The sequence below is a fragment of the Sutcliffiella horikoshii genome, assembly GCF_021991925.1.
GTDB classification, from domain to species: Bacteria; Bacillota; Bacilli; order Bacillales; family Bacillaceae_I; genus Sutcliffiella_A; species Sutcliffiella_A horikoshii_F.
Genome location: NZ_RXZI01000018.1, coordinates 1 through 16,005, shown reverse-complemented (window position 1 = coordinate 16,005; position 16,005 = coordinate 1). Strand labels below are relative to the sequence as shown.

At 43.8% G+C, this 16,005-nt stretch carries 13 protein-coding genes and 1 rRNA gene; 4 read left to right on the top strand and 10 right to left on the bottom strand.

What is annotated here, in order from left to right; translation table 11 throughout:
* Nucleotides 1-234: ribosomal RNA gene (locus tag EKQ44_RS21190) — 16S ribosomal RNA — on the bottom strand; the annotation flags it as partial.
* A gap of 381 nt (nt 235-615) precedes the next feature.
* Nucleotides 616-1,491, bottom strand: coding sequence for a nucleotidyltransferase-like protein (locus tag EKQ44_RS21185; protein ID WP_237665488.1), 876 nt, complete (start codon nt 1,489-1,491; stop codon nt 616-618).
* 176 nt (nt 1,492-1,667) lie between these two features.
* On the opposite strand from EKQ44_RS21185, the gene EKQ44_RS21180 reads away from it, so the two are divergent.
* Nucleotides 1,668-2,030, top strand: coding sequence for a YgzB family protein (locus tag EKQ44_RS21180; protein ID WP_010198164.1), 363 nt, complete (start codon nt 1,668-1,670; stop codon nt 2,028-2,030).
* A gap of 59 nt (nt 2,031-2,089) precedes the next feature.
* On the opposite strand, the gene perR is transcribed toward EKQ44_RS21180, so the two are convergent.
* The 4 genes from perR to bcp all read right to left on the bottom strand — a co-directional run bounded on the left by perR (nt 2,090) and on the right by bcp (nt 5,700).
* Nucleotides 2,090-2,524: a peroxide-responsive transcriptional repressor PerR gene (gene perR, locus EKQ44_RS21175; protein ID WP_010198161.1), complete on the bottom strand. Its 435-nt coding sequence runs from the start codon at nt 2,522-2,524 to the stop codon at nt 2,090-2,092.
* Nucleotides 2,525-2,643: 119 nt separating this feature from the next.
* Nucleotides 2,644-3,198, bottom strand: coding sequence for a cob(I)yrinic acid a,c-diamide adenosyltransferase (locus EKQ44_RS21170; protein WP_237665487.1), 555 nt, complete (start codon nt 3,196-3,198; stop codon nt 2,644-2,646).
* Between the two features lie 96 nt (nt 3,199-3,294).
* Complete coding sequence (locus EKQ44_RS21165) at nt 3,295-4,842, bottom strand: AbgT family transporter (RefSeq protein WP_237665486.1); 1,548 nt, start codon at nt 4,840-4,842, stop codon at nt 3,295-3,297.
* 390 nt (nt 4,843-5,232) lie between these two features.
* Nucleotides 5,233-5,700: a thioredoxin-dependent thiol peroxidase gene (bcp, locus tag EKQ44_RS21160; protein ID WP_237665485.1), complete on the bottom strand. Its 468-nt coding sequence runs from the start codon at nt 5,698-5,700 to the stop codon at nt 5,233-5,235.
* 140 nt (nt 5,701-5,840) lie between these two features.
* Between bcp and EKQ44_RS21155 the strand changes: the two genes are divergently transcribed.
* The gene (locus tag EKQ44_RS21155) at nt 5,841-5,999 is read left to right on the top strand and encodes a hypothetical protein (protein ID WP_237665484.1); all 159 of its coding nucleotides are present in this window, start codon (nt 5,841-5,843) and stop codon (nt 5,997-5,999) included.
* Nucleotides 6,000-6,062: 63 nt separating this feature from the next.
* Here EKQ44_RS21155 and EKQ44_RS21150 read toward each other — a convergent pair whose 3' ends face one another.
* From EKQ44_RS21150 to EKQ44_RS21135, 4 genes are all read right to left on the bottom strand, one after another.
* Nucleotides 6,063-6,476 carry a potassium channel family protein gene (locus EKQ44_RS21150; RefSeq protein ID WP_237665483.1) on the bottom strand — a complete coding sequence of 138 codons (414 nt, stop codon included), beginning with the start codon at nt 6,474-6,476 and terminating at the stop codon, nt 6,063-6,065.
* Between the two features lie 77 nt (nt 6,477-6,553).
* Complete coding sequence (locus EKQ44_RS21145; RefSeq protein WP_237665482.1) at nt 6,554-7,339, bottom strand: ABC transporter permease; 786 nt, start codon at nt 7,337-7,339, stop codon at nt 6,554-6,556.
* A 3-nt stretch (nt 7,340-7,342) separates the two neighbouring features.
* A complete protein-coding gene (locus EKQ44_RS21140) occupies nt 7,343-8,134 on the bottom strand; it encodes an ABC transporter permease (protein WP_237665481.1) in 792 nt (263 codons plus the stop codon).
* Nucleotides 8,127-9,179, bottom strand: a complete 1,053-nt coding sequence (locus EKQ44_RS21135) for an ABC transporter ATP-binding protein (RefSeq protein WP_237665480.1) — start codon at nt 9,177-9,179, stop codon at nt 8,127-8,129. The genes EKQ44_RS21140 and EKQ44_RS21135 overlap by 8 nt, the downstream gene beginning before the upstream one ends.
* Before the next feature lie 363 nt (nt 9,180-9,542).
* On the opposite strand from EKQ44_RS21135, the gene EKQ44_RS21130 reads away from it, so the two are divergent.
* Together EKQ44_RS21130 and EKQ44_RS21125 are read left to right on the top strand one after the other, a co-directional pair.
* The gene (locus EKQ44_RS21130) at nt 9,543-10,838 is read left to right on the top strand and encodes a glutamate-1-semialdehyde 2,1-aminomutase (protein WP_237665479.1); all 1,296 of its coding nucleotides are present in this window, start codon (nt 9,543-9,545) and stop codon (nt 10,836-10,838) included.
* 355 nt (nt 10,839-11,193) lie between these two features.
* Nucleotides 11,194-15,663, top strand: a complete 4,470-nt coding sequence (locus tag EKQ44_RS21125; RefSeq protein ID WP_237665478.1) for a glutamate synthase-related protein — start codon at nt 11,194-11,196, stop codon at nt 15,661-15,663.
* Nucleotides 15,664-16,005: the final 342 nt, after the last annotated feature.

The window sequence follows — 16,005 nt, the reverse complement described above, 5'->3', positions numbered from 1 at the left end:
TGTAAGTGATAGCCGAAACCATCTTTCAATAAAGAACCAGGAGGTTCCTTATATTATCCGGTATTAGCTCCGGTTTCCCGAAGTTATCCCAGTCTTACAGGCAGGTTGCCCACGTGTTACTCACCCGTCCGCCGCTGACTTTTCAAAAGCAAGCTTTTAAAAGGTCCGCTCGACTTGCATGTATTAGGCACGCCGCCAGCGTTCGTCCTGAGCCAGGATCAAACTCTCCAATAAAGAGTCTGAGCTTTTGCTCAAAATTTGCTAGCTTGTGTTACTTAAAATCATTTTGCCGATTCCGTAGAACCGACGTGATGACGCTGTTGTTTTGTTTAGTTTTCAAAGATCATTTCATTCATTCCGCCGCTCAGAAGCGACTTTATTAATATAACATGTTTCGTTAGTTTAAGTCAACATGTTTTTTTAATTTCTTTTTTCCCGTTGTCGCTTGCAAGCTTTTCTCTTGCGGCGACGAATAATAATATACCATGTAATATTATCGACCGTCAACATATCTTTTAAACTTTTTTAAAATAATTTTTCGGATGAGCAAAAAGGTCAAAGCTCCCTTAGAGAATACCTCTCTGCAGGAGCCTGTGTAAATGCACTCTCTACTTTTTACCTCTCTGGAACAACTTGATATTGACGGTGGTATACCCCATTGCCTTTTGTTTCTTTTTTCTCCACTTGTAAGAAACCTTTTTCCACCAAATACTCCACCAAGACACTTAGATCTACAGAATACATACGTAATTTTGGATGGTGGAGCATTTCATTGTAGGACCACGCCTCTTCTTTTTCTTCCAATACTTCCATTAGATGTTTGGCACCTGTTCGAGTTCTGGAATAAATCATAAATTCATTGGCAAGGAACAAGAGCTCTAATCTTTTATCGATTGGCTCATCCCCTTGAATCAATTCTTCATATAACTTGTAGATTTCGGGTTCTATTTTTTTTACTTGATTCCACACCGTAATTTCAGGATGAAATCCATGGTCGATGACCGCAAGCCTTGCCAAGTGATGAAGCGAGTGAACGATGTGATTATAGGCATCGATATAATGCTTGGAGTCAAAAAAGTCTTTCCCTTCCAGGTATCTTCTTATTAATTTAGCGAATTCCATTCCTATTTTCAGTTTTCGGTCTTCCAAGGGAAAGTCGAGCAACTTACTTCTAAGGGAATAAATGAACTCGTTTCGATCAAAAAGGACTTTCCCATTTATGATCCAGTCAATTACTCTTCGATTAGTTCCAAGGGTAATCCACTGTTCAAGCTGTTGTTCACTTGCAATGTAGAGGGCTGCTTTCTTTTGAAGCAGCTCGTAGTGTTTCACATATAAGGAATCATCAAGCTCTTTTACAACCATGAAGAGGATTACATCAAATTTATCTGTATTTGGGCTAACTGGATTTTTCTTTTCTATCATTAAGATTCCTTGCGTGTTGGATTGACTTGCGCGTTCTTGATAGATAGGACGAAGTAAATCTTCCATCTTGAGACCTCCATATTAAAAAGGGTTTCCCCTATTATTCGACACTTTCTTTTAAAAACCTTTTTATCATTTGTAATCCAGAACATTCCGTCAACTTCTGAAAAACAACATGTAAGCTGAACGCACTCCATTTACTATCATTTTGTGCTATTATAATGTTTTAGGAGGTAGTGGCTATGGCTCGTAAATATTCCAGTAAAATAAATAAAATTAGGACCTTTGCACTCAGTCTCGTCTTTATCGGTTTCTTCGTTATGTATATAGGTATTTTCTTTCAAGGAAATATGCTTGTCATGACGTTGTTTATGCTGTTGGGTCTTTTATGCATTGTCGGTTCCACGGTCGTTTATTTTTGGATCGGCATGCTTTCCACAAAAGCTGTGCAGGTAGTTTGCCCCAACTGCGGGAAGCATACCAAAGTTCTTGGGCGTGTGGACATGTGCATGTATTGCAATGAACCGTTGACAATGGATCCTTCTCTTGAAGGAAAAGAGTTCAACGAAGATTATAATTCAAAAAAGAAAGCTGATAGGATTTGATCCTATCAGCTTTCTTTTATAATTGAAATGTTTGATGTTTCTTTAAGTGAACATTATTGTTAATGGGCACCTTTGTCACATTCAGGGCAAACTCCGTAAATTTCCATGCGATGGCGAGCAATTTTGAATCCAGTAACATGGGCAGCCAACGCTTCCACTTCATCAAGACCTGGATAATGGAAGTCGACAATTTTGCCGCATTCGTCGCAGATAAGATGATAATGGTCGGTTGTTACGTAATCAAAGCGACTGGAGTTGTCTCCATAGGTCAATTCTTTTACAAGACCAACTTCCCGAAAAACTCTCAAGTTGTTATAAACGGTCGCGACACTCATGTTGGGAAACTTTCCTTCAAGTGCTTTGTATATATCGTCAGCTGTCGGATGGGACATTGATTGAATAAGATACTCTAAAATCGCATGACGCTGTGGAGTTATGCGAACTCCAGTTTGTTTTAGCGTTTCGAGCGCTTCTTTTAATTGTTCGTTAGCCACAGTCATGCACCTCACTTTTCATAAAGATTATTACTTTATAATATTTATAATTAGTGTACCGTGATATTGATATTTTTGTCAATGTTATTACTTATATCTATATGATGAAATCAGTTTTTTTAAACCTCTGGCTTTAAAACAGGTTCTTCCTTCTTCAATTGACTGTTCACATAGCGCGCTACGACAAACAGATAGTCAGAAAGACGATTCAAGTATGCAAGAACATTTGGCGAAAGCTCGTCGCTCAATCCCACAGCAGATCTTTCCGCTCTTCTGACAATGGTTCTTGCACTATGTAATGTTGCTCCCGCTTTCGACCCTCCCGGTAATACAAAATTCTTCAAAGGAGATAATGTTGCGTCGAGTTCGTCCAATTCGTCCTCCAAGCTTTTCACATGCTTTTCCGTCAACTTCCATTTCACTTCTTTCCCCGCAGGAGTGGCAAGTTCCGCTCCAACGTGAAAAAGAATCGTCTGGATGTTGGAGAATGATTGCAAAAGCTCTTCTTTACGAGCGAAGTTCTCGTCATCCATATAGGCTACCGCGAGTCCGATCATGGAATTCGCCTCATCACATGTACCATATGCTTCAACACGAACATGATTTTTATCCACTCTCTGTCCATACACTAAAGACGTTTGCCCTTTGTCTCCTGTTTTCGTATATATCTTCATCTTCACCATTCCCCTCATCAAATTTACACTCTACTTTCCTTATAGCAAAAAAACACCTGCAAGTCCATCTAGGACAAGCAGGTGCCTTCAATTTATTTATCCAACATAATCAATTGGTGCGTTCGGTCCAAGTGGAAGTCCAGTAAGGATCCAAACGATCAACATGATCACCCATACGATAGAGAAGAACACAGAGTATGGAATCATGGTGGAAATCAACGTACCGATTCCGACTTTCTTATCATACTTTTGCGCAAACGCAATAACGATTGCGAAGTACGGCATCAATGGTGAAATAACGTTTGTAGTGGAATCTGCAAGGCGGTAAGCCAATTGTGTCAGTTCTGGTGAATAACCAAGACCCATCATCATTGGCACGAATACCGGCGCCATGATTGCCCATTTAGCAGACGCACTTCCGATGAAAAGGTTGATGAACCCAGCTACTACTATAAATGTAAGGATTAATAATATGCTCATGAAACGGTTGGAGCTGTCAAAGCCGATACCTTGGATCAGTTCTGCACCATTTACAGCAAGAACTAGTCCCAGGTTCGTTTCATTGAAATATGCGACAAATTGACCTGCTACAAAAGCAAGTACAATGTAAGCTCCCATTGTCGCCATTGTGTCGGACATCTGGTTTGCTACATCTTTATCATTTTTGATTGATTTTGTGACCATTCCGTAAACAAGTCCCGGGATGAAGAACATGATCAGAATGACCGGTACAAGTGTGTGGAAGAATGGCGCTTCAAGGAATGAGCCATCTCCACGCAATGGTCCCCATGAAGGAACGACTAACAATGCCAATATGGCAATCGTTGCGATAAATGCAAATAGTGCTGCCCATAGACCTTTTTTCTCTTCAGGCTTTAAATAATCCACATCACCTTTATAAGCACCTTTGTACTCACCAAGACGTGGTTCGACTAGCTTGTCCGTTACAAACGTACCAACGATTGTAAGTACGAAAACTGAAGCGAACATGAAGTAGTAGTTCATCATGTAGTTCATGCCGGCAGCATATTCTGGGTTAACAGTTGCAGCTGCTTCCTGTGTCAATGATCCAAGTAGTGGATCTAATGAAGTAAGCAATAAGTTCGCACTGAACCCTGCAGATACTCCGGCAAATGCTGCAGCAAGACCTGCTAGCGGATGTCTTCCGAGACCTGCGAAAAGTACTGCACCAAGTGGTGTCAATACTACGTAACCTGCGTCAGCTGCCATGGAAGACATGATCCCACCGAATACAAGTGCAGCTGTCATTAGCTGCTTCGGTACGGATGTTACCATGCCGCGCAGAGCCGCGCTGATAAGGCCAGATCTTTCAGCAATACCGATACCAATCATCGTTACAAGAACCGTTCCAAGTGGAGCGAAGTTTGTAAAGTTGGTGACGGCACTTTCAAAGATATAGGCAATCCCCTCTGAACTGAATAGGTTTTTAACTTGTAGTACTTCCCCTTCGTTTAAAGGATCGTCTACCTGAACGCCCATGCTGGAAAAAATTCCAGAAGCGACAATAACCAATAACGCGAAAATTGCGAATAGAGTTACCGGATGGGGCAGCTTGTTTCCTACACGCTCGATGCTATCTAGAGCACGCATAACGAAGCCGCGTTTTTTTTGAGTTGCTTCCATTAGGAAATCCCCTTTCTTAATCTATTAAATTTTCAAAAAACAATAGAAAAAAATCCTTTATCAGTATAATAAAAAAGTTCTACATATGGAAGGGCTCTGGGAATATGCGCAAAATAACCAATTTTAAAAATAATATGTATCCTTTACCATGCTAATATTCTTGTTCCAATATCACCTTCCATTACTTTACCCAGAAAACGAGATTTCTTATCCCTTTTAAGGGAAACCCACAGTTAGATAATTAAATAAAAAAGGAGTGCAAGCTTTTATGCTTACACTCTAATCACGTCAACTTTTGAGGAGGTATGCCCTACACTATAAAGTACTCAAGGAAGCCTCTTTTGGAGTTAGACATTTGACTTATTTTCTGATGAAATGGGCTGGGGCTTTTCAGAGATTTTCTTTTACAAAGGTCAAGGCCTCTTCTACATGGCCTTTCACCTTCACTTTTCTCCACTCCTTCACCATTTCTCCTTCTTTATCAATAAGGAAAGTGGAACGTTCTATTCCCATATACTCTTTACCGAAGTTTTTCTTTAATTTCCAGACATCATATAGCTCGGCTACTTCATGGTTTTCATCCACTAAAAGAAGGAATGGCAATCCATGCTTTTCAATAAATTTTTCATGCCTGGATTGCGGATCAGGACTTACTCCAAGAATGACCGTATCGAGGTTTGAAAAGTCTTCATGCTTATCACGGAAATCGCAGGCCTGTGTCGTACATCCAGGCGTCATATCCTTTGGGTAAAAGTAAAGAACGACATTCTTGCCTCGAAAACTGGAAAGCGTCACTGTTTCCCCTGTATTGGAAAGCAATGAAAAATCGGGGGCCTTTTTGCCAACTTCAATTGTCATTACAAACTCCTCCTTATGTATTCACTTTCCTTAAGCCTACCGAATGAAAGGAGATTTATCAAGAATTGAGGTATCCATACATATACTTTTCACAAATGACCTAAACTAATTAGAAATTGAAGAAAATCGGAGGAAATAAGATGAAGAAAGAAGATGTACTGCATGAAGGCGCAGTAACAGAACACGATAAAGAAATCAGCGTTAACCAGAAGTCCATAGAGACTTCCTTAAACGCTGACGCCAACTGTCCGGAACCCGTATCTGAGTTATCGAATCGCTTTTTAAACGAGGGGAATTAAAACGGTTCTTTTACAAAGGGTATTGCCGGCCACTGGCAATTGCACTTTTTCAGCTTAAAAAGTTTATCTCTCACGCCCGTCCATGTGCAGGACGACCCGGACCACAAAGGCTGCGGGCATGACAAAACCGATCAACGCTTCGGTCATCGCAATGGCCCTGCCGATCCCTATCGGGGTAATATCGCCATATCCAACAGTCAAAATGGTGATGGCACTAAAATAGACCGAGCGAAAAAAGATGGAAAAATAACTTCCACTGATTATTTCGCCTCTTTCTAAGAGAACGGGATGACCTTCCAAATGTAAGACCGTATATAAAAGTCCAAATGATAGCAAAAGTGTCGAATAAATCAGCAGTAACAACAAAAGTGTTTCTTTTGAGACATAGGGAATGCTCCTGCTTTCTGAAGAGAACACATGCGAAAAGCTGATAAAGATTGCAATAAATATGAAGATGACGACAAATAAATAAAGCATCCTACTCCTCCCATGCGCGGACATGCCATTAGTACAATATACGCTAGGGAAGAACAGGTATGCTTTTTTTGTACAGGTTAATTCCCGGCACCTCTATATTTGGTCACTCCGACATTCCAGACGAGTACGGCTAGAACAAAGAAGGCCACCCCGATGAACGGAGTCAAAAAGGCGTAACCATACCATTCGGACCTGCCGAGAAAATATGCAGAAGGATAAACACCGACAAAGGCAAACGGAAGTATCCACGTCAGGACAAACCGAATGACACTGTTATAGATATCAACTGGATATCTGCCATAGTTTCCGATATTGTACATCATCGGCATAATTGATGTTCTTGCATCTGACCAGAATCCGATACTTGCAAGTAAGACAAATATTCCCGCATAGACAAGCGCTCCGCCAAGCACAAAAATGATTAATAGAAGATAATCGTACCAAGCAAAAGTCAGATCGAGCAGGCTGCCGGCATAGATCATGATGGCTGCACCTGTAAACACCCCAAATAATGATTCCAGTTCCATCCTCTCCAAAACCACTTGAAACAGACTATGGATTGGACGCGTGAGGATGCGGTCCATTTCTCCTTTTACAATATACCGTTCATTAAAATCCCAAATGTTAAAAAACGAGGAAAACAGAGCATACGGTATTAAAAAGAACCCATAGATGAAGATGATTTCCTCCCTGCTCCACCCGCTCAAAAACTGCGTATGGCCGAAGACAACCAGGATAAACACCAGGTTCACCGCCTGGAAAAGCAAGTCGGAGAGGATTTCCACGACCAGGTCAGCCCTGTATTGGAACCGCGTTTTCATATATTGGCCAATGTATTGAAAAAACATCGAAATATAAAACATTCCTCACCCTCCTTGCACAACTAGTTGTTTTTTTGCCAAATTCCACAGTAATTGAATGGGAATGATCAAGATAACTACCCAAACTAACTGCAACAGCAATGCTTGAAATACCGCATTACCTGTAATCCCCTCTGTAAAAATCATGCTTGGGATATAACTGATTGCCTGGAATGGGAGAAAGCTCATGACGTCTTGTGCCCATAACGGGTAAAAGCTGATTGGCAACAGCAATCCGGAAAACAGATCGATGACTACACGTTTGGCGCGTATAAGACCATCATTATTAAATAGAAAGAACGTCATAATTCCTGTCAGCAGGTTGATTTGCGTGTTCACGATAAAGCTGAAGATGATGGATATACCAAAAAGTCCCCATGTAGCAAGGTTGGCGGAGAACTCCAATGGAAAGACCAGTGCCACAATGACCATCCCAGGAACCGAAAAGAATGCCAGGCGGAAGATCCCTTCCCCAAGTCCCTGCATCGTCTTCATGCCAAGGTAGTTATAAGGCCTGATCAACTCGACGGCAACTTTCCCCTCTTTGATCTCCTGGGCGATTTCCCGGTCGATATTGTTAAAATAAAACGCGCGCGCCATCCATGCGACCGCAACATATGTGGTCATCTGGATGGTGGAGATGCCTTGGATATCTTCTTTTCCGCTATAAATCGCCTGCCAAAGGAAGTAGTAAGCTCCGATATTGATACTATAAATAAGAATACCTGAGTAGTAATTGGTTCGATACGCAAGCATCATAAGGAAGCGTATCCTTATCATTTCAATATATTTATCCATGGGTCAACACCGGTTGCTTTTTAGGTTGTGAAGGTGTTGCAGCCATCCCCTTGTCATAGATATTACGGATGATTTCCTCGGTGGAGATCTCCTGGATGGTCAGGTCGGTGATGGAGAACTGGCCGACTACTCTTCCGATCAACTCAGAGATTTCCTCTTCCTCTTTAGAAACGACTGCGCTCCAGATAGTTTCTTTCCCTTCATTTTTCCATAGGACTTCGATATCCGGAGTAAGTTGAATGAGCTGTTCTTCCGATACGTTCTGAGCAAACTGGAACCTGATTTGCTTTCCTTCTCCCCAATTGTTACGAAGCTTTTGGAGAGAACCATCATAAATGATTTTTCCCTCATCTAGCATGACAACCCGCTCACATAGTGCTTCAATGTCCGCCATGTCATGTGTCGTCAGGAGGATGGTCGTTTTATATTTTTCGTTTATTTCTTTTAGGAACTGTCTGATCCTTAGCTTCACCAGTACATCCAGACCGATTGTCGGTTCATCCAGGAATAGAAGTGGCGGATTGTGAATGAGCGCGGCAGCCAATTCGCAACGCATCCGTTGGCCTAGGGAGAGCTTTCGGACCGGCTTGTCCAGAAGGTGACCGATATCAAGCGTTTTTATGACATGATCCATGTGCTCGTTATAATCCTCATCCGACACCTTATATACTTTTTTAAGTAGGCGGAAGGATTCCTGAACGGCGATGTCCCACCATAGCTGAGAGCGCTGACCAAACACGACACCAATGGAACGCACAAATTCCTCCCTTTCTTTATGGGGGTTCATCCCATTCACGCGAACTGTCCCTGAAGTCGGGGTCAGAATTCCCGTCAACATTTTAATGGTGGTGGACTTCCCTGCCCCATTCTCTCCGATGTACCCTACCATTTCCCCTTGCTTGATGGTAAAAGAAACATCGTGTACAGCAGGAACTATTTTATAGTTTCTCGTAAAAAGGTCGCGAAACGCTCCCTTCAAACCAGAACGACTAGAATATGCTTTAAACTCTTTACGGAGTGAATCTACTTCTATGACGTTATGCATCTAGGTTACTTCCTTTCTATTATATGAACAATTTATGGGTACTCTTTTGAAAAAAGCTCATAGAGACTAGTGTAGTACAAGTGAGGGGGAACACTCAAACGGGAAGCTTTGGGAATTCCTCGCTTTCTTCCTTTTATGGCATCGTTCCAGTTCTTCGATGAAAGAAATCGCTCGCTTCTTTCTTTTAGTGGCATCGTTCCGGCTTTACGATGACAGAATCCCTCGTTCCTTTCCTTTTCTGGCACCGATCCTGCTCTACGATGACTTCACCAGCCATTCTCCATTACATCCCCACCACATTCATGATAAAATAACGTATCATTTCTTTTACCAAACAAATGAACCAGGAGGATTCAATCAAATATGAACTTTACTAAATCAGAACAAATACACGAAGAAGCCCTGCAACATATCGTCGGTGGCGTGAACAGCCCGTCAAGATCCTATAAAGCAGTTGGCGGCGGTGCGCCGGTAGTGATGGAACGGGCGGAAGGAGCCTATTTCTGGGATGTGGACGGCAACAAATACATTGACTACCTGGCAGCATACGGCCCAATCATTACTGGGCATGCCCACCCTCATATTACCGAAGCCATCACAAAAGCGGCACAAACTGGGGTCCTTTACGGTACGCCAACTCCCCATGAAGTGAGATTCGCGAAGATGCTAAAAGAGGCGATGCCTGGAATGGACAAAGTCCGTTTCGTCAACTCCGGAACCGAGGCGGTAATGACGACCATCCGCGTGGCGCGTGCTTACACAGGTCGCGATAAAATCATCAAGTTTGCCGGCTGCTATCATGGGCACTCCGACCTTGTCCTTGTTGCTGCAGGTTCTGGTCCAGCGACACTTGGCACACCAGATTCTGCGGGAGTTCCAAAGAGCATTGCCAATGAAGTAATCACGGTACCTTTCAACGACATCGAACCTTTCCGTGAAGCTATGGAAAAATGGGGCGACCAGATTGCGGGTGTACTTGTGGAGCCAATCGTCGGTAACTTTGGAATCGTGGAACCAAAACCAGGCTTCCTTCAAGCCGTAAACGACATCAGCCATGAAGCTGGCGCACTGGTCATCTATGATGAGGTTATTACAGCCTTCCGTTTTATGTATGGCGGTGCGCAGGACATGCTTGGAATTACCCCTGACCTCACAGCCCTTGGAAAAATCATCGGTGGCGGACTTCCGATTGGTGCATACGGCGGACGCGCGGAAATCATGGAAAAAGTTGCTCCACTCGGCCCTGCATATCAGGCAGGCACCATGGCAGGTAACCCGGCATCCATCCTATCCGGAATCGCATGCTTGGAAGTCCTTCAAAAAGAAGGAGTCTACGAACAGCTAGATCGTATTGGAGAGCTATTAGAAGAAGGCATACTTGAAAGAGCGGAGAAGTACGGAATCACGATCACCATCAATCGCCTCAAGGGAGCACTTACCATCTACTTCACGGATGAAACAGTGGTCAATTACGAACAGGCCGAAAACACAGACGGTGAGCAGTTTGCAAAATTCTTCAAACTAATGTTAAATCAAGGAATTAACCTTGCACCTTCTAAATACGAAGCGTGGTTTGTGACAACCGCACATACCGAAGAAGATGTAAGAGTCACACTAGATGCAGTTGAGCACGCATTCACGGAATTAGCGAATGCATAAATATACAAGGCAGCGTGTACATTAATGCGCTGTCTTTTTCTAACCACCACCTTGTAAACGCTTACAAATAAACGTTTTTTCTATCCCCCCACTTGTATGACCTCTACACTTTTTTGCATAAAAAATTGATTTTTGTTGTTTGAAATGTTAGTATATAATTTAAAGTCTGAAAATTCCCTTATTTATTTTTCCTCACTTTTTACCTATTTATAAGAAAATCGTAAGGCAAACCTCACGCAGAGCGCTAAGGTACTACAATTTAACTGCACACGTTTTTCTTATTAACTATCAAACCACAGGAGGTGAATGGCTAGTTAGGGTCCCCTCTTATATCCCTAGTTAACAGCCAATCCATATGAAAAATTGGAGTCCAAGTACATTTAAAGATTTTCACAACGCAGAACATGATGCATGTGGTATTGTATCCGCTATTGAAAAGAAAAAAATCCCAACAAAGAAAAATATCGACGACTGTATAGATGCTTTAGTCAAAATGAATCACCGTGCCGGTTTCATTAACGGTGAAGGCGACGGTGTCGGCATTCACATCGACATCCCCCGTGCACTTTGGAAAGAAAAACTTGAAAAAGTCGGCGAGGACGCTTCTCTTGTAGATCGCGAAGATTTTGTAGTCGGTCATTTCTTCATCAATCACCATGTTGATGTGGACCAAGTAAAAAGCGAGATTACGAGCATTTTAGAAAAAGAATCTCTTAAACTAGTTTTTGCTTCTGATACTGTTACATCTTCTGAAGCATTAGGACCGATTGCTATCATCCAAGATCCGGTGTTCTGGCAGATTGCCTTAGTTTCAGAAAAAGAAGATTGCACGCAAGCGCAACTGTTCGATGCTGCCATTGAGATCGAAAAAAATGATGACGTACATGTGGCATCCCTATCGAACTACCATGCTGTCTATAAAGTAATGGGTGCAGGCGATATTTTGCCAAAATTCTATCATGACCTGGCTAATCCACTTGTTGCGTCAACGATGACACTTGGTCATAACCGTTATTCTACTAATACGCTTTCAAACTTTTTTCGTGTGCAACCATTTAGCGTCCTAGGCCATAACGGGGAAATCAATACGATCGCAAAGCTTCGTGACGAGGCGACGATGATCGGCGTGCCACTGACGAATGGCGGAAGTGATTCTCAGGACTTAAACAGAACGATAGATACGTTGATCTCTCGCGACGGTTTCTCGCTTTTTGAAGCACTAGATATCGTGTTCCCGCCGATTATCAATGAAATCAAGAGCTACCCTGCTCATTTACAGGACCTATACACATATGTACGTGAAACTTGGGGTCATTTTGCCCAAGGACCTGCAGGCATCATTTCCCGTAACAAAGACGAAGCAGTATTCAGTCTAGATGCCCTTGGCTTGCGTCCGGTTTGGATGTTGCAAACAGAAACTTCGTATTATTTTTCATCAGAACCAGGCATCATTCCGACAACGGAATACACAGCTGAGCCGAAGCCGTTCTCCCCTGGTGAAAAAGTTGGGATGAAATGGGATGGCGATACAATTAAAGTGTATGACTATCATGCGTATCAAGAAGAAGTCTATCAGCGTATGAACGCGAAGTTTGCTATAGAAGGATTCGCTGAACGCCTGCATGCACCGAAATTTGATAACTACGTATCCACCGCTCCACTTGCAAAAGTGCATAATGGACATTATGCAGCTTTCGGTTGGGACCGTGAGCATATTCAGTTGATCGAACAGATGGCGGAAAAAGGGGCAGAACCAATCCGTTCCCTTGGTCATGACGTTCCGCTTGCTGCCATGAATCCAGGCCGCAACAATATCGCTGACTTTATAAAAGAAAGCGTAGCGGTTGTAACGAATCCGGCAATCGACCGTGACCGTGAGACAGAACACTTTTCCACAAGAACGGTTCTTGGTGCCCGCCCTGCCCTGCAAAAAGAAGACGAAGTACCAAATGGCTACACAATGGAACTTCTTTCTCCATTATTAGTAGAAGGACAGGTTGGCATGGATTGCGCCGCAGAACTAGGGCAGCCTTCTTACGACCAAGTAGTAAACCAGTTCCAAACACAAGGCCTGACCTATTACGTAAATGCTACCTGTGGTTCAGATGAAGATATCACAGCAGCTGTGGACCGTTTAAAAGCCGAAGCGGTGGAAGCCGTAAAAGACGGCAAAACCTTATTGATCATTGATGATGCCCAAGCACACAAGGATGGCCAGCTTTGGTTGGATCCGCATCTTGTGACGGCAGCCATTAATGAAGAGTTGGTCCAACACCAATATCGCCGTAAATGTGCACTATTGCTTCGTTCCGGTGCCATCCGCTCCCTTCATGATGTGATGGTGGCAATAGGACTTGGTGCAAATGCCATCAGTCCATACCTACTATTCGGTACAGTAAGTGATGAAACGACTAAACCTGTTGTGAACCTCTTTGGAGCACTGACGAAAGGAATGGAGAAAGTTATTTCCACGATTGGAATCCATGAATTACGAGGTTACGGTCGCTTGTTCTCGGCAATCGGCCTTCATAATGAGGTAGAGGATGCACTTGGAATCGTCAACTTCCTTGGCTCTGATAAACTGGGCTTTAATTTCACAAAACTTAAAGAAGATGCTGCAGAACGCGCAGTGGACTTTGAAGATGAGAAAGCACGTCCAGGCAAGTCTTTTCACCTCTTCCCTCGTATCTGGAAAGCAATCGGGGACGTGGCCAAGAACGGAACATACGATGACTATCGTGAAAAGCTGGATGAGCAAGAGACGAAAAACCCTATCACCATCCGTCATTTAACTGACTTAAAGGTTGCCGGCAAGCAACCTGCGAAGGAAAAAGTGAATATCGGCGTTGGCGCACATGATTTGCCATTCGTCATTGCATCCATGTCCTTTGGTTCTCAGAATGAGATTGCATTTAGAGCATATGCCGAAGCGGCAGATAAACTGAACATGGTCAGCCTGAACGGTGAGGGCGGCGAGATCAAAGATATGCTTGGAAAATATCCAAAAACGCGCGGGCAGCAAGTGGCATCCGGACGCTTTGGAGTAAATGCCGAGCTTCTTAACTCCTCCAACCTTTTGGAAATCAAGATTGGGCAAGGAGCAAAGCCTGGTGAAGGCGGACATCTACCGGGATCTAAAGTTACAGCTAAGATCGCTGAAGCACGTAATGCAACAATTGGATCGGATCTAATCTCTCCATCTAACAATCATGACATTTACTCTATTGAAGACTTGGCGCAAATGATTGCCGAGCTGAAAACTGCCAACGACCAGGCTAAGGTTGCCGTGAAAGTACCGGTTGTTCCAAATATCGGAACAATTGCAGTCGGAATCGCCAAAGCTGGTGCGGACATCATTACCATCAGTGGTTTTGACGGCGGTACAGGGGCAGCGAGAATCCATGCCCTTCAATATGTAGGTTTACCAGTGGAGATTGGGGTTAAAGCTGCGCACAACGCGTTGATTGAATCCGGCCTTCGTAACAAAGTGGAAATCTGGGCGGACGGCGGAATCAAGAGTGCGCTGGACTGCATGAAGGTCATGCTTTTAGGGGCAAACCGTATAGGATTCGGAACCCTTTCCATGATCGCCATCGGTTGTACAACATGCCGCGGTTGTCACTTGGATACATGTCACGTTGGAATTGCAACACAGATCGAATCCGAAGCACAAGCAAAAGATCACGGATTGCGTCGCTTTGTCCCTAGACAATCAGATCTTGCCGTACAAGGCTTGATGAATCTGTTCACTGCTTTTGGTGACGAACTGAAAGCACTGACCGCTTCCTTAGGGTTTGAAAACCTGCAGGAAATCGTCGGTCGCTCGGATCTTCTTGAGCAGACGCGCGGCTTGGAATCACTAGACCTTTCCAACTTGCTTCATACGTTAGACGTGCCACAACTTGCACAAAAAGAAGTGGCGGCAAGCATGGAAAAAGAAAAGCTTCTTGTGGCAGCTGGTGCAGAATATCTGGATTACCAAGAAAGCGACCTGCATGAATCCCGTCAATTTGATGCGGTAACAGCAGAACAACGTGTCCTTGGCAGCCGTGTATCCTGTCACCGTGTACGAGGACGTTTGGATGGCTCTTACCTGGAGCTTCCTGAAGTAGAACTACGCTACAACAAAGGCTCCATCCCTGGTAACGGACTTGGTGCTTACAACTCCACCGGTATTAATATCAAGGTTGAGGGTGGTGCACAGGACGGTATCGGAAAAACCGCATTCGGAGGAAGCATCTTTGTCTTTAAATATAAAGGAAAAGACGGCAAATTCTATAACGGCTCTGTCGGAAAAGGGTTTGGCTATGGCGCACAAAAAGGCGCGCTTGTTGTTCAAGGTAATGCCGACGCACGTGCAGGTATCCGTCTATCCGGAGCGGACATGATCATCGGTGGGAAAGTTACCACTCCGATCCCAGCTGTTGAACATGGTAACCTTGGAGTAAACGCCAACATTAAAGGCTTTGCGTTTGAGTACATGACAAATGGCCGCGGCCTTGTCCTTGGTGACCCTGGTCCATGGATCTGCGCAGGTATGACAGGTGGCGCAGTCTACCTTCGTCATCAGCCGGAAATGGGCTTGACGAAAGAAGCACTTCAACGTCGTATCGCAAAAGGTGCAAAAGTGAACATCGAACCTTTAAATGCAGCTGGTTTGAAGGATGTGGAGGAATTGCTTTCCATCTACCATCAATCACTGTTAGATCAGCACCAATTAGAAGAAGCCGCAGAAATCAAGCAAATGCTTGATAACCCGGCAAACTTCTTCCTGCAAGTCAACCCTGTCAAAGAACAGGCTGACCCAGCAGTATCCACAGAATGATTTCTTGAACTGACCCAGCCCGCAAACTATGATTTGCGGGCTTTTCTTTATAGAAATAAGCTTATCGAATGACTTGCAACCTCGTTGATCGCAGTGGAAGGCGCGCAGACTCCTGCGGGAGAGTAGCGACAATCTTGAGACCCCGCAACGAAGTGAGGAGGCTCAAGGTCGCCCCGCGGAAAGCGAAGCGCCTGGAACGGAGATCAACATGTAAGCGCGAATTTAAAAATCATTTAGATCCCGCAAACTATGATTTGCGGGCTTTTCTTTATAGAAATAAGCTTATCGAATGACATGCAACCTCGTTGATCGCAGTGGAAGGCGCGCAGACTCCTGCGGGAG